General features: G+C 68.1%; 23 protein-coding genes. 13 read left to right on the top strand and 10 right to left on the bottom strand.

Annotated elements, in window-relative coordinates; all coding sequences use genetic code 11:
* Positions 1 to 140: 140 nt before the first annotated feature.
* The 6 genes from ASE66_RS06970 to fabF all read left to right on the top strand — a co-directional run bounded on the left by ASE66_RS06970 (position 141) and on the right by fabF (position 5,691).
* Positions 141 to 812 (top strand): CerR family C-terminal domain-containing protein, encoded by a 672-nt coding sequence (locus tag ASE66_RS06970; RefSeq protein WP_057188890.1) that lies wholly within the window; start codon positions 141 to 143, stop codon positions 810 to 812.
* Positions 809 to 1,765, top strand: coding sequence for an HlyD family secretion protein (locus ASE66_RS06965; RefSeq protein ID WP_057188889.1), 957 nt, complete (start codon positions 809 to 811; stop codon positions 1,763 to 1,765). Before ASE66_RS06970 ends, ASE66_RS06965 begins: the two co-directional genes overlap by 4 nt.
* A gap of 29 nt (positions 1,766 to 1,794) precedes the next feature.
* Complete coding sequence (locus tag ASE66_RS06960; protein ID WP_057188909.1) at positions 1,795 to 2,694, top strand: ATP-binding cassette domain-containing protein; 900 nt, start codon at positions 1,795 to 1,797, stop codon at positions 2,692 to 2,694.
* Entirely contained in the window at positions 2,691 to 3,833 is a 1,143-nt protein-coding gene (locus tag ASE66_RS06955; protein WP_057188888.1) for an ABC transporter permease, read from the top strand. Before ASE66_RS06960 ends, ASE66_RS06955 begins: the two co-directional genes overlap by 4 nt.
* 76 nt (positions 3,834 to 3,909) lie before the next feature.
* The gene (locus ASE66_RS06950) at positions 3,910 to 4,416 is read left to right on the top strand and encodes a winged helix-turn-helix transcriptional regulator (RefSeq protein WP_057188887.1); all 507 of its coding nucleotides are present in this window, start codon (positions 3,910 to 3,912) and stop codon (positions 4,414 to 4,416) included.
* A 9-nt stretch (positions 4,417 to 4,425) separates the two neighbouring features.
* On the top strand, positions 4,426 to 5,691 hold the full coding sequence (fabF, locus tag ASE66_RS06945) for a beta-ketoacyl-ACP synthase II (RefSeq protein ID WP_057188886.1): 1,266 nt from the start codon (positions 4,426 to 4,428) through the stop codon (positions 5,689 to 5,691).
* A 253-nt stretch (positions 5,692 to 5,944) separates the two neighbouring features.
* On the opposite strand, the gene ASE66_RS06940 is transcribed toward fabF, so the two are convergent.
* The 5 genes from ASE66_RS06940 to ASE66_RS06920 form a co-directional block, all read right to left on the bottom strand.
* Complete coding sequence (locus ASE66_RS06940; protein WP_057188885.1) at positions 5,945 to 6,949, bottom strand: MsnO8 family LLM class oxidoreductase; 1,005 nt, start codon at positions 6,947 to 6,949, stop codon at positions 5,945 to 5,947.
* 56 nt (positions 6,950 to 7,005) lie between these two features.
* Entirely contained in the window at positions 7,006 to 7,977 is a 972-nt protein-coding gene (locus ASE66_RS06935; RefSeq protein ID WP_057188884.1) for an ABC transporter substrate-binding protein, read from the bottom strand.
* Between the two features lie 23 nt (positions 7,978 to 8,000).
* On the bottom strand, positions 8,001 to 8,738 hold the full coding sequence (locus tag ASE66_RS06930) for an ABC transporter ATP-binding protein (RefSeq protein WP_082613264.1): 738 nt from the start codon (positions 8,736 to 8,738) through the stop codon (positions 8,001 to 8,003).
* Entirely contained in the window at positions 8,731 to 9,495 is a 765-nt protein-coding gene (locus tag ASE66_RS06925; protein WP_057188883.1) for an ABC transporter permease, read from the bottom strand. Before ASE66_RS06925 ends, ASE66_RS06930 begins: the two co-directional genes overlap by 8 nt.
* 222 nt (positions 9,496 to 9,717) lie before the next feature.
* On the bottom strand, positions 9,718 to 10,707 hold the full coding sequence (locus ASE66_RS06920; protein ID WP_057188882.1) for a zinc-dependent alcohol dehydrogenase family protein: 990 nt from the start codon (positions 10,705 to 10,707) through the stop codon (positions 9,718 to 9,720).
* 103 nt (positions 10,708 to 10,810) lie between these two features.
* On the opposite strand from ASE66_RS06920, the gene ASE66_RS06915 reads away from it, so the two are divergent.
* Entirely contained in the window at positions 10,811 to 11,707 is an 897-nt protein-coding gene (locus ASE66_RS06915; RefSeq protein ID WP_057188907.1) for a LysR family transcriptional regulator, read from the top strand.
* Positions 11,708 to 11,732: 25 nt separating this feature from the next.
* On the opposite strand, the gene ASE66_RS06910 is transcribed toward ASE66_RS06915, so the two are convergent.
* A complete protein-coding gene (locus tag ASE66_RS06910; RefSeq protein WP_057188881.1) occupies positions 11,733 to 13,262 on the bottom strand; it encodes an acyl-CoA carboxylase subunit beta in 1,530 nt (509 codons plus the stop codon).
* Between the two features lie 118 nt (positions 13,263 to 13,380).
* Entirely contained in the window at positions 13,381 to 14,760 is a 1,380-nt protein-coding gene (locus ASE66_RS06905) for a PLP-dependent aminotransferase family protein (protein ID WP_057188880.1), read from the bottom strand.
* 98 nt (positions 14,761 to 14,858) lie between these two features.
* Here ASE66_RS06905 and ASE66_RS06900 point away from each other — a divergent pair, with 98 nt between their 5' ends.
* Genes ASE66_RS06900 through ASE66_RS06885 form a run of 4 tightly spaced genes read left to right on the top strand, consistent with a single transcriptional unit; the run spans position 14,859 to position 16,827 of the window.
* Positions 14,859 to 15,455, top strand: a complete 597-nt coding sequence (locus ASE66_RS06900; RefSeq protein ID WP_057188879.1) for a LysE family translocator — start codon at positions 14,859 to 14,861, stop codon at positions 15,453 to 15,455.
* A gap of 55 nt (positions 15,456 to 15,510) precedes the next feature.
* Positions 15,511 to 15,822 carry an ArsR/SmtB family transcription factor gene (locus tag ASE66_RS06895; protein ID WP_057188878.1) on the top strand — a complete coding sequence of 104 codons (312 nt, stop codon included), beginning with the start codon at positions 15,511 to 15,513 and terminating at the stop codon, positions 15,820 to 15,822.
* A complete protein-coding gene (locus ASE66_RS06890) occupies positions 15,819 to 16,163 on the top strand; it encodes an SRPBCC family protein (RefSeq protein ID WP_057188877.1) in 345 nt (114 codons plus the stop codon). Before ASE66_RS06895 ends, ASE66_RS06890 begins: the two co-directional genes overlap by 4 nt.
* 58 nt (positions 16,164 to 16,221) lie before the next feature.
* A complete protein-coding gene (locus ASE66_RS06885) occupies positions 16,222 to 16,827 on the top strand; it encodes an ATP-dependent Clp protease proteolytic subunit (RefSeq protein ID WP_057188876.1) in 606 nt (201 codons plus the stop codon).
* Here the strand turns inward: ASE66_RS06885 and ASE66_RS06880 are convergent, their stop codons facing one another.
* Positions 16,828 to 17,217, bottom strand: coding sequence for a DUF1801 domain-containing protein (locus tag ASE66_RS06880; protein ID WP_057188875.1), 390 nt, complete (start codon positions 17,215 to 17,217; stop codon positions 16,828 to 16,830). It lies immediately after the preceding gene.
* Positions 17,218 to 17,222: 5 nt separating this feature from the next.
* Entirely contained in the window at positions 17,223 to 18,011 is a 789-nt protein-coding gene (locus ASE66_RS06875; RefSeq protein WP_057188874.1) for an ATP12 family chaperone protein, read from the bottom strand.
* Positions 18,012 to 18,292: 281 nt separating this feature from the next.
* On the opposite strand from ASE66_RS06875, the gene ASE66_RS06870 reads away from it, so the two are divergent.
* Complete coding sequence (locus ASE66_RS06870) at positions 18,293 to 18,550, top strand: YjhX family toxin (RefSeq protein ID WP_057188873.1); 258 nt, start codon at positions 18,293 to 18,295, stop codon at positions 18,548 to 18,550.
* A gap of 41 nt (positions 18,551 to 18,591) precedes the next feature.
* On the opposite strand, the gene ASE66_RS06865 is transcribed toward ASE66_RS06870, so the two are convergent.
* Complete coding sequence (locus tag ASE66_RS06865) at positions 18,592 to 19,590, bottom strand: P1 family peptidase (RefSeq protein WP_057188872.1); 999 nt, start codon at positions 19,588 to 19,590, stop codon at positions 18,592 to 18,594.
* Positions 19,591 to 19,834: 244 nt separating this feature from the next.
* On the opposite strand from ASE66_RS06865, the gene ASE66_RS06860 reads away from it, so the two are divergent.
* Positions 19,835 to 20,494, top strand: a complete 660-nt coding sequence (locus ASE66_RS06860; protein ID WP_057188871.1) for a Spy/CpxP family protein refolding chaperone — start codon at positions 19,835 to 19,837, stop codon at positions 20,492 to 20,494.
* The last annotated feature ends 221 nt before the right edge of the window (positions 20,495 to 20,715 follow it).

The following is a 20,715-nucleotide window of genomic DNA, read 5'->3' as shown; positions in this document are numbered from 1 at the left end:
GTAGCGCCTCGGTGCCAAGTTGCGCCTCGCGGTGCCAGACTCTGTGCATCATCAGACATGAGAAGAGGGGGCGGCAGCTCTGTCTTGTATTTCAATCAACCGATTGATTGAATCATGAATCCGTGCTACAAGCTCCCGCCATGGCACGCACATCCATCCTCAAGGACGCCGAGGGCACGCGGCAGGCGCTCATCCGGGCCGGGCTCGACCTGTTCGGCCGCAACGGCTTCGACGCGACCTCGACGCGCGAGATCGCCCAGGCGGCGAAGGTCAACAGCGCCGGCATCGCCTACCATTTCGGCGGCAAGGATGGGCTGAGAAAGGCCTGCGCCGAGGCGGTCATCGCTCGGATGCAGGCCGTGCTGGCGGGCGGCGTACCCGCGGCCGCGATCACGGTCGATGTCGCTGATCGCGACGTCGCAGCCGAGCAACTGCTTTCCTTGATCGACCGCATGGTCGCCTTCCTGACAACGGCGCCGGAGAGCGAGGTCGTCGCCCGCTTCGTCGTGCGCGAGATGTTCACGCCGAGCCCGGCCTTCGAGACGCTCTATGGCGGGCTGTTCGAGCCGGTGCACCGTCGGGTCTGCCAGGTCTGGGCGGCGGCGACCGGGATGGAGCCCGAGGCGCCGGCGACGCGGCTCGCCGTCTTCACGGCGATCGGCCAGCTCATCTATTTCCGCATCGCGCGGCCGGCCGTGACGCGGCGCATGGGCTGGGACGACATCGGCCCGAACCAAGCCCGCGCCATCGGCGAAACCGTCAGGCGCTCGGTCCGTGCCAGCATCCTCGCCTGCAGGGGAGAGGCGTCATGATCCTCGACTTCATCTGCTCCTTCGCCATTGCCGCGTCGCTCGGCATCTGCGCGCCGGCCTCGACCGCGGTCGTCGGCTATGTCGAGGGCGAATATGTCCGGATCGGACCGATCGATACGGCGCGGATCGAGAGCGTCGCGGTCAGGCGAGGGGAGCGCGTCGCGCCCGGCGCGCTGCTCGCCGAATTGCAGGCCGACGATGCCCGTAACGCCGTGGCGGAGAGCGAGGCGAGGCTTGTGCAAGCGCAGGCCCAACTCGCCAATCTGCTGAGCGGTAGGCGGCCGGAGGAGATCGCCGTGATCGAGGCCACGGCGGTCTCGGCCAAGGCGCAGGAGCGCGAGGCGGAGCGGGCGCTGGAGCGGCGGCAGGATCTGTTCCGTCGCGGCGTTTCGACCCAGGCTGATCTCGACCAGGCCCAGACGGCGCGCGATGTTGCGACCTCGCGGGTGCGCGAGACCATCGCCAATCTGAACGTCGCCCGGCTGGCGGCACGCGAGGAGGAGATCAAGGCGGCGCGCAACCAGGTGGCGCAGGCGCAGGCCGCGCTCGACCAGGCGAAGTGGCGGCTCGGCCAGCGCAAGCTGATGGCGCCGGCGGCCGGAATCGTCACCGACCTGATCCGCCACCCCGGCGAGCTCGCCGGGCCCTCGGCGCCGGCGCTGACCATCCTGCCCGACGGTGCAGTCAAGCTGATGCTCTATGTCCCGGAGGCGCTGCTCTTCGGCACCACCGTCGGCACGCGGCTCGACGTGCGCTGCTCGGGCTGCCCGCAGGGGCTCGCCGCCACCGTCTCCTATGTCTCGCAGGAGCCGGAGTTCACCCCGCCGGTGATCTATTCGGCGCAGACGCGCCAGAAGCTGGTCTATCTCGTCGAGGCGCGGCCCGAGGGCGAGCCGGCGACCCGCCTCCAGCCCGGCCAGATCGTCGATGTGATGCTGCGGGTGCGGCGGTGAGCGAGCGCAACGTCATCGACGTGCGCGGGATGACCAAGCGTTTCGGCAAGCGCACCGTCGTCGACAATGTCGACCTCTCCGTCCGGCAAGGCGAGATCGTCGGCTTCCTTGGGCCCAACGGTTCCGGCAAGACCACGACGATCCGGCTGATCTGCGGGCTGCTGACCCCCGACGCCGGCGAGGGCACCGTGCTGGGGCTCGATGTCCGCACGCAGAGTGCGCAGATCAAGCTCCAGGTCGGCTACATGACGCAGAAGTTCTCGTTCTACGAGGACCTGACGATCGAGGAGAACCTGACCTTCGTCGCGCGACTCTATGCGCTGAAGCCGGTCGACGAGGCTGTCGCGCGTACCCTCGACAATCTCGGCCTGACCTCGCGCAAGGACCAGCTCGCTGGCACGCTGTCCGGCGGCTGGAAGCAGCGTCTGGCGCTCGCCGCCTGCATCATGCATCAGCCGAAGCTCCTGCTGCTCGACGAGCCGACCGCCGGAGTCGATCCCAAGGCGCGGCGGGAATTCTGGGACGAGATCCACCGGCTCGCCGGCGACGGGCTGACGGTGCTGGTCTCGACCCATTACATGGACGAGGCCGAGCGCTGCCACCGCATCGGCTACATCGCCTATGGCAGGATGCTGGCGACCGGGACGGTCGATGAGGTGGTGAAGGGCTCGGGCCTGTCGACCTATGTCGTCCACGGCGCACTGAAGCCGACCGAGATCGCCGACCTCGCGAAGACCGATGGCGTCGAGCAGGTCGCGCCCTTCGGGACGACGCTGCATGTCGTCGGCACCGACAAGGAGAAGCTGCAAGCGGCGCTGGCGCATCTGAAGGATCGCCCCGGCATCCGCATCGAGCCGGACGCGACCAGCCTGGAGGACGTCTTCATCCAGTTCATGGCCAAGGCCCAGGCGGAAGGGAGGGCGGCATGAGCGCGCTTGCTCTGTTCTCGCCCGGCCGGCTCGGCGCGGTGCTGGCCAAGGAGTTCGTACAGATGCGGCGCGACCGCATCACCTTCGCGATGATGCTGGTGGTGCCGATTGTCCAGCTGCTGCTGTTCGGCTACGCGATCAACAACGATCCCAAGGGCTTGCCGGCGGCGGTTCTGGCGCTGGGGCAGGATCGCTACACCCGCTCGGTCGTCGCGGCGCTCGAGGTCTCGGGCTATTACCGCTTCGGCAAGCGGCCGGAGAGCGCGGCCGAGGCCGAGAGCCTGATGGCGCGCGGGGCGATCTCCTTCCTCGTCACCATTCCCAGCGATTTCGGCATGCGCGTCGAGCGTGGCGACGAGCCGCGCATCCTGGTCGAGGCCGATGCGACCGATCCGGCCGCGTCCAGCAACGCGGTCGGCGCGCTGCAAACCATAGCCAGCCGGGCGCTGACGCGGGCGCTCGGCACCGAGGAGCTGAAGCGCGAGCAGAGCGATAGTGCGCTCTCCTTCGTGGTGCACCGGCGCTACAATCCGGAGGGGATCACCCAGTACAACATCGTGCCAGGGCTGCTCGGCGTCATCCTGCAGATGACCATGGTGATGATGACGGCGATGGCGCTGACCCGCGAGATCGAGCGCGGTACCATGGAGAACCTGCTGGCCATGCCGGCGACGCCGGGCGAGATCATGCTCGGCAAGGTTCTGCCCTATCTCGCCGTCGGCAGCGTCCAGGTCGCGGTCGTGCTTTCGGCGGCGAAGCTTCTGTTCGGCGTGCCCTTCCTCGGCAGCCTTGCGCTGCTCCTGACCTGCGTCACCATCTTCGTGCTGGCGCTGGTGCTGCTCGGCTACACGATCTCGACCATGGCGCGTACGCAGCTCCAGGCGATGCAGCTGACCTTCTTCTTCTTCCTGCCCTCGCTGCTGCTGTCGGGCTTCATGTTCCCCTATGCCGGCATGCCGCTCTGGGCGCAGTGGCTCGGCGAGATCTTCCCGCTGACGCATTTCCTGCGCGTCGTGCGCGCGATCATGCTGAAGGGCGCCGGTCTCGATGATATCGGCACCGAGGTGTTCTACCTCTCGGTCTTTGTGCCGCTCTATGCCGGTATTGCGCTGATGAGGTTCAGGAGCACGCTGGATTGAGGCAGGACGCGCCGTGACGCTCTTTGTGCGATAGTTGCTTGCAAAATGATAGTGACTGCGGTAGCGCGGCGAGGCCATGCAGCCCAAGCTCGCTCCGCTCACCGAATGCCCCTGCGCCCGCGCGGTCGAGACCGTCGGCGAGTGGTGGAGCATCCTGATCCTGCGCGATGCACTGCAGGGGATCACCCGCTTCGACGAGTTCGAACGCAGCCTCGGCATCGCGCCGAACATGCTGGCGCGCCGGCTGAAGCATCTCACCGAAAGCGGGCTGTTCGAGCGGCGGCTCTATAGCGAGCGGCCGAAGCGCTACGAATATATCCTGACCGAGAAGGGCCGGGACTTCTTTCCGGTCGTCGTGGCGCTGATCGGCTTCGCCAACCGGCACCTCGCGCCCGAGGGCGCATCGCTCGTGCTGGCCGAGCGCGGGACCGGGCGGCCGATCACACCGATCGTCGTCGATGCCGCGACCCTGCAGCCGGTCACCGCGGAAGATGCCACCGTCATCGCCGGGCCGCGCGCGAGTAACGACCTGCGCGAGCGCCTCGCTGCGCGCCATGCAGCCACCCGAGCCAGATCGAACTAGGAGCCTGCCATGCGCCGCATCGTCGTCACCGGACTGGGTGTCGTCTCGCCCTTGGGCTGCGGGGCCGAACTCGCCTGGCAGCGCCTGCTCGCCGGCCGCTCGGGCCTGCGCCGCCTGCCCGACGCGATCGCCGAGACCTTGCCGGCCAAGGTCGCCGGCATCGTGCCGGGCAAGGCGGAGGACAATGAGGGTGGCTTCGATCCCGATGTCGCGATCGCGCCGAAGGACCAGCGCAAGATGGACCGCTTCATCCAGTTCGCGCTGGTCGCCGCCAAGGAGGCGCTGGCCCAGGCCGGCTGGCAGCCGCAAAGCGAGGCCGAGCGCGAGCGCACCGCGACGGTGATCGCGTCGGGCATCGGCGGCTTCCCGGCGATCGCTGAGGCGGTGCGGACCACCGACCAGCGCGGCGTGCGCCGGCTTTCGCCCTTCACCGTGCCGTCTTTCCTGGTCAATCTCGCCGCCGGCCATGTCTCGATCGACCATGGCTTCAAGGGACCGATCGGCGCGCCGGTCACTGCCTGCGCCGCCGGCGTGCAGGCGATCGGCGATGCGGCGCGGATGATCCGGGCCGGCGAGGTCGACATCGCGCTCTGCGGCGGCAGCGAGGCTTGCGTCGATCTTGTCGCGCTCGGCGGCTTTGCCGCGGCGCGCGCGCTCTCGACCGGCTTCAACGACGAGCCGGAGAAGGCCTCACGCCCCTTCGACCGAGACCGCGACGGCTTCGTCATGGGCGAGGGCGCCGGCATAGTGGTGATCGAGGCGCTGGAGCATGCGCAAGCCCGTGGCGCCACGATCCTTGCCGAACTGACCGGCTACGGCACCAGTGCCGACGCCTATCACATCACTTCCGGCCCCGAGGACGGCTCCGGCGCGCGCCGGGCGATGCAGACGGCGCTGAAGCAGGCAGGGTTGCAGCCGGGTGATGTCCGCCATCTCAACGCCCATTCCACCTCGACCCCCGTTGGTGATCGCGGCGAGCTCGCTGCAGTGAAGGCCCTGTTCGGCACAGGCGGCGGCATTGCGATCAGCGCGACGAAAGCCGCGACGGGCCATCTGCTCGGCGCCGCGGGTGGGCTGGAGGCGGTCTTCACCATCCTCGCTTTGCGCGACCAGATGGCGCCGCCGACGCTCAACCTCGAGAACCCGGACGACGAGGCAGTCGGGCTCGACCTCGTCGCCAAGGTGGCGCGGCCGCTGGCGATGGAGCACGCCATCTCGAACGGCTTCGGCTTCGGCGGCGTCAATGCCAGCGTGGTGTTCAAGCGCTGGGCTTGAGAGAGATTTTCAGTACCCAAAAAAAGCGCGAGTCGTCCCGGGCGACCGGAGGGAGACCCGGGACCCATTCCGGAACCTCAATCGGGAAGGCTCCGGAATGGATCCCGGATCTCCGCTTCGCTCCGTCCGGGATGACACCGTGATGGGTGTTGAAGCCTAAGCTCTTGAAACCTGCGCATCATTTGCGGCCAGACATCTGAGGAGAAGCTTTCGGCTGCTCCTCAGGATGAGGGCTAAATCGTCCACGTAGCGCTCAGTCCAGCTCGCGCAGCAGCAGTTCGTAATTGCGCAGCCGGAGTGCCGGGTCGTCGAGGAAGTCCTGGATCATGAACTCGTCGGCGCCGGTGATTGCCGCCATGTGGCGCAGCTTGCTGGCAACGCGCTCTGGCGTGCCGACGATGAAGTTCGGCCAGTCGCTCTCGTCGGCCGCTATCATCCCGTCCATGATCGCGACGGCCTCGTCGAGCTCAGGCAGGCGCTCCAGCATGATCCGCTCGAGCTTGCGGCGCTGGCGGAAGACGGCGCGGACCGGCATGGCGAGGCGCGCGGCCTCTTCCTGTGTTTCGCCGATGATGGTGCGCACCGCGATGAAGGCCTGGGGGGTGGCGAGTCCGGCGGCATGGCGTGACGGCCGGAAGGCAGATTGGTAGGCGGCATAGGAATGCGGAGCCTGCTCGGGCTGGTGGAAAGCGCTGCAGGCGAGGCCGAGGCCGAGTTCGGCGGCACGCCGGGCGCTGCTCTCGCTGACGGCGAGGATCCAGGGCATTGGGCCCGCCGGTTCGTCGCGCATGATCCTGATGGAGCTGAACGGCGAGGTCGCCGGCAGATCGTTACCGAGCCAGCCGATCAACTCCTCGACATGTTCGGCGTGATCGTCGGGAGGCTCGACCCCGCGCAGGCGGCGCAGCGCCCGGTCGGCGAGCGGGCCTGCCGTGGCGCGGCCGATGCCGACGTCGATACGGCCGGGAAAGAGCGCGGCCAGCGTGCGCAGCGTCTCGGCGACTTTGTAGGGGCTGTAATGGTTGAGCAGCACGCCGCCGACACCGATGCGGATCTGCGAGGTCGCGCCGGCCAGCGCCGCGGCGAAGACCTCCGGTGCAGGATTCGCCTCGAAGACGACGTCGTGATGCTCGACGATCCAGTAGCGGACGAAGCCGAGCCGCTCGACCTCTTTCGCCATGGCCATCGCCGTGCGCAAGGCACCGCCGGAGGTCGAGCCTTTCGGCACGACGAGGGGATCGAGGAGCGAGAGTTTCATGGTTTCGGTGCCGGTTGGCCGGGGAGCCCGCGAGGTGGGGGGCGCCCCGGCGTGGCTCAGTTGAGCGTGAAGGCGGACGGCGCGACGAGGCTCGCCTTGATATCGATCGCCTTGGCCTTCTGCAGCATGCCGGCCTCGATCATGAACGCCTGGTCCTCGGTGAGGTTGGCGACGTCGGCCTCGGTCATCGCCGGGCTGAAGTCGTAAAGCGGCAGCTGGGCGCGGGCGTCCTCGACCGAGATTTTCTGGTCCTTGGCGGCAATGGCCAGGGCTTCGTCCGGGTTCTTCGCCATGAAGTCGAGCGCCTTGCGATGGGCGGTGAAATAGGCGGCGAGCAGGTCCGGATGCTTTTCGACGAAGGCCGTGCTCGCGCCGATCACCGTCGTCGGCTTGATCAGGCCGTCGCCGCTGGCCAGGGCGCGGCCGCCGGCCTTCTCGACCTGGGTGACGTTGGCGCCGGCAAGCGTCGCGACGTCGACCTGGCCGGCAAGCAGCGCGGCGCGGGCGGCCGGCAGGTCCATGTTGATGTACTCGACATCGCTCAGCTTCAGCTTTTGCGAGGCGAGCGCTGCGACGAGGAGCTGGTTCAGCACCGTGCCCTTGGGGCCGGCGATCTTCTTGCCCTTGAGGTCGGCGAGCTTGGCCGGGCCGTCGGCGCGGGTCATCAGGAAATAAGCCTTTGGCGAGCGGGCATAGGCCGCGACGACCTTGAGCGGCACGCCGTTCGCTGCCGCCAGGATCGCCGAGGTGCCGCCGAGCACGCTGGCGATGTCGACTTCGCCGGCGGCGATCGCCTGGGTCTGCTGGGCGCCGGAGGTGATGACGGGGTTCTCCACCTTGATGCCGTGAGCTGCGAAGGCCTCGTCGAGGAAGCCCTTCTCGCGCATCACGATCGAGGGGACGTTGAAGGGCGCGGTGACATAGGTGATGCGCACCGTCTTCGGTTTCTCGGCGGTCTGGGCCTGGGCATGGACCGAGGGCAGCAGCAGTGCGAGCGCTAGGCCGAGACAGGCGAGGGGCTTCTTCATGATGGTCTCCTTGGAAAACGAATTCAGTCCGGGACAGGCGCGGGCGTCGCCATCAGCCGGGCGAGGATGCGCCGGCGATGGAGATTGACGTCCGGGTCGGTCGGATCGCGCGGATAGGGCAGGGCGATCTCCTCGCGGCCGACGATGCGGCCGGCCTGCATTTCGAGCGCCCGCTCGCCAAGCAGCACGGCCTCCTCGACGTCATGGGTGACGAAGACGATGGTCGGGCGGCGGCGCTGCCAGATCGCGACGAGCTCGTTCTGCATGGCGCGACGGGTGAAGGCGTCGAGCGCGGCGAAGGGCTCGTCGAGCAGCAGCAAGTCGGGCTCCTGGACGAGCGCACGCGCGATCGCGACGCGCTGGGCCATGCCGCCGGAAAGCTGGGCCGGCATCGCGGCGGCGAAGGCCGAGAGGCCGACGAGCCCGATCGCAGCGGCGCAGCGCTCTTGTGCCGTGGCGCGCGGAACCCGGCCGCGCAGGCCGAAGCCGACATTGGCGGAGACATCGAGCCAGGGCATCAACCTCGCTTCCTGGAAGACGACGCCGATGCGGGCTGGCCTGCCATCGCTGCGCCGGATCTCGCCTTCGCTTGGCTGCTCGAGCCCGGCGAGGATGCGCAGCAAGGTCGTCTTGCCGCAGCCGCTGCGCCCGACCAGCGTGGTCAACGAGCCGGACGGAAAGGCGATGTCGACATCGGCGAGCGCGATGACGTCCTCGGCGCCGACGCGGTAGCGCCGGCCGATGCCGGAGAGCTCAAGCACGGGCCATCTCCAGATCGCCGGCGAGCCAGGGTGCGCTGCGACGGATGGCGAGCCGCAGCAGATGGTCGGCGAGGAGGCCGAGCACGCCGATCACCAGGATGCCGGCCAGCACGATATCGGTGCGCGCCAGGTTCTCGGCGTCGACGATCATGTAGCCGAGCCCGGCCGAGGAGGCGATCAGCTCGGCGCCGACCAGCGCGCGCCAACTATAGCCGAGCCCGATCCTGAGGCCGACGACGATCGCCGGCAGGGCCGAGGGCAGCACGATGCGCAGCATGACCTGCGAGCGCGAGAAGCCGCAGACCGTACCGACATCGATCAGCTTGCGATCGACCGAATCGAAGCCGCCGCGCACGCCGAGGAAGATCGGGAAGAAGCAGGAGAGGATGATGATCCCGACCTTCTGGGTCTCGCCGATGCCGAGCCAGAGCATCAGCAGCGGCATCAGGGCCAGTGGCGGGATCTGGCGCAGGAATTCGAGCAGCGGCTCGAACATGTCGCGCAGCCTGCGGCTCAGGACGAAGAGCAAAGCGAGCGGCACGGCGAAGGCGATGGCGAGCACATAGCCGAGCGCCACGCGCCTGAGGCTGACGAGCGTGTGGCGCAGCAATTCGCCCGACGCGATCAGCTCGCCCAGCGTCTCCGCAACCGTGGCGGGCGCCGGCAGCAGGAAGGCGCTGACCCAGCCGGAGCGACTGGCGAGCCACCACAGGGCGAGCGTGATGGCAAAGACGGTGATGGTCGTGAAACGGGGCAATGGAGCCGTTGCTTAATGCAGATGCGCCACGTTCAATAGTCGGGCCGTCAAAACGTGCAACCATGCTGTGGTTGTGTCGTCGCAATACGTATTAGTTGATAATTGCTCTAAACAGTACTTTGACGGCCTCGCGGCTGGCACGCTGATTGTCCGGTCGGCCTCCAGGCGGGAGGCATTTCGCGGCTGAGCCGGGCGCCGTAGCGTCGGGCCCGCCGCGAGATATCAGAGCGTCACCACGACCTTGCCGAATTGCTCGTTCGATTCGAGGTAGCGATGTGCCGCGGCGATCTCCTCGAACGGGAAGCAGCGGGCGATGACCGGCTTCAGGGAGCCGTCGGTCAGCCCGTCGAGGATGAAGGCCTTGGCGGTGGCGAGACGTTCGGGATCGCCGGTGATCTCGTGGACGAGGTAGCCGCGCAGCGTCAGGCTCTTGCTCAGGACGTTGAAGAGCGGGAAGGGCGTCGTCTCGGAGCTCTGGCCGCCATAGTTGATGAGGATACCGCCGCGTGCCATAGCGGCGGTCAGTGGCAGGAATGCCGGGCCGCCGACGGCGTCGAGGATGACTCGGATGCTATCCTCACCGGCGATCTCCTTTAGCCGTGCTTCTAAATCCTCCTCGGCCGAGGCGATGACATGGGTGGCGCCGGCCTCTCTCAGCATCTGCGCCTTGCGCGAAGTCCGCGTCACCGCGATCGGGATCGCGCCGATTCGGTTGGCGATCTGGATCGCGGCGAGGCCGACGCTGCTCGATGCCGCTGTGATCACCACATGCTCGCCTTGCCTGAGCCGGGCGATCTCGATCAGCGCGCCATAAGCGGTCAGGTACTGCATCCAGCTCGCTGCGGCCGCCTCCCAGCCCAGTGTCGGCGGGTGCCTGATCGCCAGTTCGGCCGGGACGGTGACGAGCTCGCCATGCACCGGCCAGCGCAGCATCGAGCGCGGCGGCACCAGGCTGACGGCATCGCCGGGCGAGAGACCGTTGACGCTGTCGCCGACGCTCTCGATCAGGCCGGCGGCTTCGAGGCCGATGCCGGACGGAAATTGTGCCCGCTCGATGTAGGCTCCTGAGCGTAACAGGGCTTCGGCCCGGTTGAGACCAAGGGCCCTGGTCCGGATCCGGACCTCGCCGGGGCCGGGCGGGGGAACGTCGATCTCCTCGATGGACAGGACTTCTGGGCCGCCATGGCGGTGGAAGCGGATCATGCGGGCCATGCTCATGACTCCAAAACAGAGCGAATGAATGAGCTATGGCAGCGCGCTATCCTGCGATAAATTGCGCCCCATGATCGATAATCGGAACTTCTGATTTCGAATGATGGACCGCCTCACCAGCATGACCGTTTTCGTCCGGGCGGTCGATCTCGGCTCCTTCGCGGCGGCCTCAGCGGCGCTCGACCTCTCCGCGCCCATGGTCGGCAAGCATGTCCGCTTCCTGGAGGAGCGCCTTGGGGTGCGCCTGCTCAACCGCACGACGCGCCGGCAGAGCCTGACCGAGTTCGGCCGCGCCTATTACGAGCGTTGCAAGACCGTTCTCGCCGAAGCCGAGGCGGCGGATGCGCTCGCCGCCGACCAGTTAGGCGAGCCGCGCGGCAAGCTCCGGGTGGCGCTGCCGGTTCTGTTCGGTCGGCGTTGCGTCATGCCGATCTTGCTGGGTCTCGCGCGCCGCCATCCGCAGCTTGAGCTCGACCTCGCCTTCGGCGACGGCTTCGTCGACCTCGCCGAAGGCGGGCACGACCTCGCCATCCGGACCGGCGAGCTGCACGATGCGGCGAACCTCGTGACGCGCCGCGTCGCGCGTCAGCACATGATCGTCTGCGCCGCGCCGTCCTATCTTGAACGCTGTGGGACGCCGGTGCAGCTCGCCGATCTCGCTGATCATGACGCGGGGGTCTATCGCCGCTCAGGCCGCGTGCGCCCCTGGGTGTTCCCGCGCGAGGGTGGGCCGCCGGCCGAGATCATGCCGCGTCATCGCCTGCGGCTCGACGATCTCGAGGCGATCGCCGATGCGGCCGTGCTCGGCATGGGCCTGGTCTGGCTGCCGTCCTGGCTGGTGCGCGAGCGCCTCAAGGCCGGAGAGTTGGTCGAGCTGCTGCCCGGCGAGGGGCGGCTGCCCTATGACGTGCATGCGCTCTGGCTGCAGACGCCGCATCTCCCGCCGAAAATCCGCGTCGCCATCGACGCGCTGGCGGCGGAGCTGCCGGGGCTGATGTGAAACAGCCCCGGCGTCGAGGCACGGCTCAGAGCGGAATGTTGTCGTGCTTGCGCCAGGGCCGCTCGACGCTCTTGGTGCGCAGCATCGCCAGCGCACGGGCGACCCGGCGGCGCGTCGAATGCGGCATGATCACCTCGTCGACATAGCCACGCTCGGCCGCGACGAAGGGGGACATGAAGCGGTCTTCGTATTCCTTGGTCTGGCGCGCGATGGTCTCGGCGTCGCCGCCCCTAAAGATGATCTCGACTGCGCCCTTGGCGCCCATCACCGCGATCTGCGCCGTCGGCCAGGCATAGTTGACGTCGGCGCCGATATGCTTGGAGGCCATCACGTCATAGGCGCCGCCGAAAGCCTTGCGCGTGATGATCGTGACCAGCGGCACCGTGCATTCGCTATAGGCGAAGAGCAGCTTGGCGCCGTGCTTGATCAGGCCGCCATATTCCTGCGCCGTGCCCGGCAGGAAGCCGGGAACGTCGACCAAAGTGACGATCGGGATCTCGAAGGCATCGCAATAGCGCACGAAGCGGGCGCCCTTGCGGCTGGCGTCGGAATCGAGCACGCCGGCCAGCACCATCGGCTGGTTGGCGACGATGCCGACGGTGCGGCCCTCGATGCGGGCGAAGCCGGTGACGATGTTGCCGGCGTAGGCCTGCTGGATCTCGAAGAAATCGCCCTCATCGACGACCTTCAGGATCAATTCCTTGATGTCGTAGGGCTTGTTCGGATTGTCGGGGACCAGCGTGTCCAGGCTCATGTCGACGCGGTCGGGCACGTCGAAGCTCGGCCATTCCGGCACGCCGACGGTGTTGTTGGCCGGCAGGAAATCGATCAGGCGGCGGACCTGCAGCAGCGCCTCGACATCGTTCTCGAAGGAGCCGTCGGCCACCGAGGACTTGCTGGTATGGACCTTGGCGCCGCCGAGTTCCTCGGAGGTCACGGTCTCATTGGTGACGGTCTTCACCACCTCCGGGCCGGTGACGAACATGTAGCTGGTGTCGCGGACCATGAAGATGAAGTCGGTCATCGCCGGCGAATAGACGTCGCCACCGGCGCAGGGGCCCATGATCACCGAGATCTGCGGGATGACGCCGGAGGCCTGGACGTTCCGCTTGAAGACCTCGCCATAGCCGCCGAGCGCCGCGACGCCCTCCTGGATGCGGGCTCCGCCGGCGTCGAACAGGCCGACGATAGGGGCGCGCATCTTCAGCGCCATGTCCTGGATCTTGATGATCTTCTGCGCGTGCGTCTCGGAGAGTGAGCCGCCGAAGACGGTGAAGTCCTTGGAGAAGACGAAGACGGTGCGGCCATTGACCGTGCCCCAGCCGGTGACGACGCCGTCGCCGGGGATCTTCTCGGCCTTGTCCATGCCGAAATCGACGGCGCGGTGCTGCACGAACATGTCGAACTCCTCGAAGGAGTCCTTGTCGAGCAGGAGCTCGATGCGCTCGCGGGCGGTCAGCTTGCCGCGCTTGTGCTGCGCCTCGATGCGCCGCTCGCCGCCGCCGAGGCGGGCGCCCGTGCGCCGGTCTTCGAGCTGTTCGAGGATGTCCTTCATCAAGAGCCTCCCGGGCGCGGTCTTTAAAGGTCTTGTTTCCCGCTTAAGCGGCGCTGCGGGTGAAGTCCATTGCGGCATTCACAGCATGCGGCTGGAGTTTTGTGCACCGCCGTGCTGGTCACGGCATCGCCCGGGCCCCGTTGCCGCCGCCACCGTCGAGAAGCAAGGCGCGCAGGCTCGCCAGTGCATCCTGCAGCCTGTCGATTTTCGGGCCGCCCAGGCTGAGCCGCATGCCCCAGGACGGCGCCTTGGCATCGGCCAGGAAGATCTCCGGAGCCGGCAGCAGGATGCCGGAAGCGGCGGCGCGGGCCGGCAGGGCCCGCGCTCGTTCCGGCGCCATCGGCAGCCAGACATGGAAACCGCCGCCAGAACTCATGGCGATTCCGGGCGGCAAGAGCGCGCGCGCCATCGCGACGCGGCGGCTCGCCTCGTCGCGGATCGACCGGGCGACCGAGGCGGCGGTGCCGTCGGAGAGCCAGCGCTCCATGATGAGGCAGGGCAGCAGGGACGCCGTGGTGCAAGTCGCGGCCAGCTCGGAGAGGGCTGCTTCCAGCCACGGCTCGGGGACGATGAGGGAGCCGATGCGCAGGCCCGGGCTCAGCACTTTCGACAAGCCCGAGACATGCAGCGTCCGCTCCGGCGCGAGCGCGGCGATCGCGATCGTGCCCGGCTCGGCCAAGGCGGCATGGATGTCGTCCTCGATGATCAGGGCGTCGTATGCGCGGCAGAGCTTCGCGATCTCGCGGCGGCGCGCTTCGCCCATCGTCGCCGTCGTCGGGTTGTGCAGGGTCGGTGTGATGTAGAGCACGGCGCGCCGCCCCGCCGCGGCCGCCCCGTGCAAAGCCTGGTCGAGCGCCTGCGGGAGGAGGCCCTCATCGTCGATGGCGAGCCCGGTCAAGCGCAAGCGACGCCGGCGGGCCAGCGCGATCGCTCCGGGGTAGCTCAGCGCCTCGGTCAGCAATTCGGTATCGGGGCCGCAGGTGATCGCCAGCGCAATGGCGAGCGCATGCTGGGCACCGTTGCAGATCAGCAGCCGCTCGGGAGCGGGAGCGATGCCGGTCGGAGCGAGCCAGCGGGCGAGCAGCGTGCGATGCTCGCGCCGGCCGGCCGGCGCGGCATAGGTGCCGAAGCTGTCGGCGTCGAGCCGCTTCGCAAGATCGCCCAAAATGGCGGCAAGCAGGCGATCGCTCAGCAATTGCGGTGGCAGGTTGACGCTGAGGTCAACCATTCGGCTGGCCGCCTGCGACTGGCCCGCGACGAACATGCCGCGGCCGCGGACACTGCGGACGAGGCCGCGGCGTTCGAGCTGGGAATAGGCCTTGGTCACCGTGCCAAGGCCGATGCCGAGCTGCCAGGAGAGGGGGCGGTGAGCCGGCAGGCGCGCGCCCTGCGGCAGGGAGCCGTCAGCGATGTCGTGGGCCAGGGCCTCGGCCAGCCGCTCGCTGGGGGAGCCCTCGCACTCGGCCAGGCGAGGCCGCCAGGGTGAAGCAAGGAGCATGTCACCTCGAAATTGTGTCACGGAACACTTTTTAGTCTATGCAAGAAGTGTCACATCGACAATCACCAGCGCGACGCTTGCCAACGCTGGACCGGACAATGACGCCGCAATTGCTGCTCGCCTTCATCGGCTATGCCTTCGTGACCTCGATCACGCCCGGGCCGAACAACACGCTGCTGCTGGCCTCCGGCGCCAATCACGGTTTCCGCGCGAGCCTGCCGCTGCTGTTGGGGATCAATCTCGGCTTCTGCGGGCTCGTCCTTGCGGTCGGGCTCGGGTTAGGGGGCCTGTTCAGCGCCATCCCTGTCCTGCACGACATCCTGCGCTATGCCGGCAGCGCTTATCTTCTCTATCTCGCCTGGAAGATCGCGCGCTCGGCTCCAATGGAGCCCGGAGCCGAGGCGGCGCCACCGCTCAGCTTCCCGGCCGCTGCGGCTTTCCAATGGGTCAATCCCAAGGCCTGGATCATGGCGGTCGGAGCCGTCGCCGCCTATACGCCGACCGACGGCTATTTCCTCAACCTGGCGATCGTCGTCATCGTCTACGCCGTGGTGAACGGGCCCTGCATCGCCGTCTGGGCCGTCGGCGGCACGCTGCTGCGCGGCCTGCTGGCCGATCCGGCGCGCCAGCGCATCTTCAACATCGTGATGGCGCTGCTTCTCGTCGCCTCGCTGTATCCGATCCTGGCGAGCTGACGGCGCGTCTGCGAGCCACTTGCGAATCAAATAAGTGCATGCTTATGTGTTTCTCATGGAGCAGGACATCTTCAAGGCGCTGGCCGACCCGACACGCCGGGCGATCTTCGAGAAGCTCGCGACCGGCGGCATGAACGCCAGCGCATTGCGCGAGGGCATGGCGATCAGCCAGCCGGCGATGTCGCAGCATCTCGCCGTGCTGCGCACGGCGCGGTTGGTGCGGGAGGAGCGGCAGGGGCGCTTCGTCAATTACGAGGTCGACCCGGATGGGCTTGCCCTGATCGCGCAATGGCTGGCGAAATACCGCGCCTACTGGCCGGCGCGCATCGATGCCCTCAAGGATCTGCTGCGGGACATGGACCAATGAGCGAGAGCGACACCCAGGATCGCACGAAGCAGCTGGTCTTCGCGTACCAGCTCGATGCGCCGCCCGAGAAGGTCTGGCGGGCGCTCAGTATTCCAGCGTTTCGCGAGAGATGGCTACCGGCGCAGGTCGAGGCGCTCTCGACCGTGCCGGGGCAGGAGGTGCGCTACCGGCTGACGGAGGAAGAGCCGCCTTTCCTCGAGAGCATCGTGACCTTCGAGCTCGCGCCGAACGAAGGCGGGACGGAACTGCGGATCATCCACCGGCTGACCGATGCGAGGCTCAGCGAGCAGCCACCCGCGCCCGCAAACAGCAACCAGCCGCTCATGCTGCGCGCCGCCTGACGGCGCGGGCCTGCCCGCAAGCCTAGTCACCAACAGTCCCGAACAGAGGATGTCGTCGATGCACGGCACGATGCAGCTCGTCCCTATGGTCGTCGAACAGTCGACCCGCGGGGAACGCTCCTTCGACATCTATTCGCGCCTGCTGCGCGAGCGGATCATCTTCCTGAACGGCGAGGTCAACGATGGCAGCGCCGCGCTGGTCTGCGCGCAGTTGCTGTTCCTCGAGGCCGAGAACCCGAAACGGCCGGTCCATTTCTACATCAATTCGCCCGGCGGCGTCGTCACCAGCGGCTTCGCGATCTACGACACGATGCGCTACATCCGCTCGCCGGTGCACACGCTCTGCATGGGCACGGCCCGCTCGATGGGCTCCTTCCTGTTGATGGCGGGCGAGCCGGGCGAACGGGCGGCGCTGCCCAATGCCAGCCTGCATGTCCATCAGCCGCTCGGCGGCGCGCAGGGGCAGGCCTCGGACATCCTGATCCAGGCCGAGGAGATCCAGAAGACCAAGCGGCGGATGATCCGCCTCTATGCCGAGCATTGCGGGCGCAGCGAGGAGGAGGTCGAGCGCACGCTCGACCGCGACCGTTTCATGACCGCCGAGGAGGGGCGGGACTGGGGGCTGATCGACCGTGTGCTGACCGAGCCGCCGCCGGCAGCCTAGTCAGAGGCTCGGCTTGCTCGGGTCGCCGAGCTCGCGATTGAGCGCGACTGCGGCGCGCACCAGTTCGGTCGCGACGGCGGGATCGACCGCATCGCCTTCGCGCAGCACCATGGTCGCGAGTTCGAACTTGCCGCCCGGCTTCAGCCGCGGCTCGATGTGGCGCAGCCGCTTGCCGCGCCAGAAGCCGAACAGGACGCGCTCGGCCTCGGCCCGGATCAACAGCACTGGCCCGTTCGAGACATAGACCAGATGTGTCCACTTGATCCGCTCATCGAGCGGGGCCGCCGCCTTCACAGCAGTGCGCAAAGCCTCGACCGTCGCGAGCCGCCAGCCATCGAGCTGGGCGACATAGTCGCTCGGGTTGTCGGCCTTGGGCGCGCCCGGAAACATTGCTTCTAGCCTTTCGTCAGCAGCAGCACGGCGGCGTCGTACTCCCTGCGGCGGATGGCGCGGCGCTCGGCCGCTTCCTCGTCCTGTCCCCAGATGCCGATCTGATAATCTTCGTCGAGATGGGCGGCGGACCAGGCAGCCTCGGCATCGATCAGTTCCTCGGCCAGCGCCAGCATCAGGATGGTCGAGCCGGTCAGGGTCATGACGTTGTGGGCACCGGCGAGCGCAACCGGTGAGAGAATCGCAGCGACGCGTTTGGCCACCGCGTCGAGCACGGCCTGCGGCTGCTCGGCGAAGACCACGCCCTGCGCCATCATGAAGCGACCGCCGAGACGCTCTTCCAGCGCGGCGATCAGCGGGTTCCAGATTTCATCCTGCCGCTCGGCCAGTGCCTCCGGCTCGCCGGCGCGATAGCAAAGCGCATCGCTACCGGCATAGCGGACGATCTCGGCGCGGACGGCTTCGCCCTGATCGGCAACGCCGTCGAGCGCCGAGTTGACCAGGCGGGTCAGCGGCATCCGGGCCGGATCGATCAGCTCCTGCTGGGCTTGCCATTCCTCCGCAAGCGCCTCGGCCACCGCCTGCGAGGCGACGGCGAGCGGCTTGCGGGCCGGGGTGCGGGCGGTGCGGCCATCGAGCACGACATGGAAGAGCCCGTCGCGCTCCAGCGCTTCCGCCTTCGCGTAGAAGCGCTTGGGCAGCGGGTTGCGCATCGCCTGCTGGGCGGCGGCGACGGGATCGGGTTGGCGCTGGCCGGCGGCGCCGAAGCGGGCGAGGAAATCATCGGTCGACATTCCGGCTCCATAGCGCATCCGAGGCCGGCTGCGAAACCGGCTTTGGCCTCAGCTATCCCGCCGCCCGGTTATTGACGCACGCCGGGCGCTCGCTTAAACGCCTCCACCCTGGGCGCGAGGCGTCCGCGCGATGTTCAAGAGGGTTTTATGTTGGAGACTGTGGGAACCCGGTGAGGTTTCGCTGAGGCGAGACCTGATCCAGCGCCGGGTGAAAGATGCGGTCTTTAGGGCCCGCCTTCACCGCTGCGCTTGTCATGGTTCCATGCACAGGCTCTACCAACATGAACATTTCGCGGGGCGAGCAGCGCGTGCTGCACGTGCTGGCCCGTGGCGGACAGATCCGCCATCTTCGCGGCGAGAACGGCCGCATCCATCACATCGATTGCTTCACCCATGAAGGCCACGTCCTGAGCGATTGCTCGCTCGCCATCTTCGGCGGGCTCAGGCGAAAACACCTGATCGAGTCGCGCCAGGGCGGCCCCTATCGGATCTCGCGGCAGGGGCGGCTCGCCGTGCGCGCGCAGGCCGACAACCGATGACCAGGACGGGAGGGCGCGAGCCCTCCCGTTTCCATTTGGGATCAACCGCCGAACCTGTCGTGCCAGGCCGGCCTGGCGCCCGCGAAGGGCAAGGCGCTCGCATTGTAGACTGCCCGTGCCACGGCCCGCGCCAGAACATCGGCGGCCGTGGCGCAGAGCTCGGTCAGGGCATAGGCGTCGGAGGGCGCGCCGCTATGGCCGGTCGCGGCGGCGAAGACGACGTCGCCGTCGAGCGGGGCGTGCACCGGCCGCAGCGCGCGGGCGAGCCCGTCATGGGCGCACAGCGCCATACGCTTGGCCTGAGCCTTGGTCAGCACCGCATCGGTCGCGACCAAAGCGATGGTGGTGTTGGCGCCGGGGCCGCCCTTGAAGCGCAAGGTCAGATCGTCGGGAGCGATCGTCGCCGGCCAGCCGCGGCCGCCGAATTCGGCGCCTTGCTCGTAAGGGGCCGCCCAGAAATGCGGGCCGTCGCCGATCGTCGCCATGCCGACGGCGTTGACCGCGACCAGCGCGCCGACGACCTGGCCGGTCGCGGCGACGGCACTGGCCGAGCCGAGCCCGCCCTTGAGGTTCTTCGTGGTGGCTCCGAAGCCGGCCCCCGCCGTTCCAAGCGCGAACTCGGCCGCCGCCTCCGCCGCGGCGAGCCCACCCAGTCGGCGATAGGGCGCCTCGCCATCGCCGCGGGCGAACGGCTTGTCGCCGCCATTGGCGAGATCGAACAGGATTGCCTGCGGTACGATAGGCACGCGCAAACCGCCAACGGGAAAGCCTCGTCCTTCGGCAGCCAGCCAGCTCATCACGCCGTCGGCTGCGCTGAGCCCCCAGGCCGAGCCACCGGAGAGGACGATCCCGTCGACATGCTCGACCGTCATGCCTGGCTCGAGCAGCGCGGTGTCGCGCGTGCCGGGCGCACCGCCGAGCACGGCGACGGAGGCGATGGTCGGGCGCTCGAACAGCGCGACGGTAACACCGGTCGCGGCAACGGCGTCCTCGGCATTGCCCACGAGAACGCCACGAACATCGGTGATGAGATTGCGCACGATGGAACTCGCTGCCGACCGGAAGGAAGCTGGGTCGCTCGCTGGATGATGCGCCGATTCGGCGCCGGGCGGCGACCCAGATCGGAACTTCGCGCTCGCCCGCGCGTCATGCCGACATTACGATCTTGTCATGCGCGCGCCATGGCTGGGTCAGGCCGGCTCCGGCACCGTGGCGATATCGCGACCCGGCTTCGAGACCCGCAAAGCGACCGTTGTTGTTAAGACCACAATCCGGAGACTTCGCATGAAACGCATCGCCCTCATCGTCGCCTCCAGCGCCGCGGCCGTCGCGGCGACGCTGGCGATTGCCCAACCGCAGCCGATCCCGCCCGCACCGGGCAGCAATCCGCCATCCCAGGAGCGCAGTGAGCCGCGCGGTGACCGGGCCGAGCGGGGCGACCGCTCCGACCGGCGCGAGGAATGGCGCCAGCGCCGGGCCGAGCGCGCCACCGCCAGGATGAACGAGCGCCTTGCCCAGCTGCGCACCGACCTCAAGCTGAAGCCGGAGCAGGTGCCGGCCTTCGAGAAGCTCGAAGGGCTGATCAAGCGCAATGCCGAGCAGCGCCGCGAGAACTTCGCCAAGATGCGCGAGCAGCGTGAGCATTTCCGCGACGCCGACATCATGGAGCGGCTCGACATGAGGGCGAACCGCCAGGCCGAGCGCGCGACCCGCAGCAAGGAGATGGCGGACGCCGTGCGTCCGCTCTGGTCGACCTTCAGCGACGAGCAGAAGACCGTAGCGCGCCGGGCCGTGCGTCAGGCCATGTCGGAAGGGCGCGAGCGTATGCGCGAGATGCGCGGGCGCAGTTGGCACGGCCGCGACGGCGACCGCGATCGCGACGATGATCGCGGGCCGCGCCGCGGGCGCGACCGTGGCCATGACGACGACGATGATCGCGGCTGAGTTCGCAGCAGGTCAGAGAGATGAGGGCGGTCCGGTAGGGCCGCCCTTTTTTCGTTCGTTCGGCTCCCTCAGCCCTCATCCTGAGGAGGCCGCGTCAGCGGCCGTCTCGAAGGATGTTCCAGGAGGTTCCGGAGACAACTGGAGCATCCTTCGAGACGCAGCCTATGGCTGCTCCTCAGGATGAGGGCTGATGGGTAAAGGCGTATCGGTTGCCTGCGACG

Source organism: Allobosea sp. Root483D1, assembly GCF_001429505.1.
In the GTDB taxonomy this organism is placed as follows: domain Bacteria; phylum Pseudomonadota; class Alphaproteobacteria; order Rhizobiales; family Beijerinckiaceae; genus Allobosea.
Note: the sequence above shows the minus strand (reverse complement) of the source record. Positions and strands in the feature narration are given on the sequence as shown.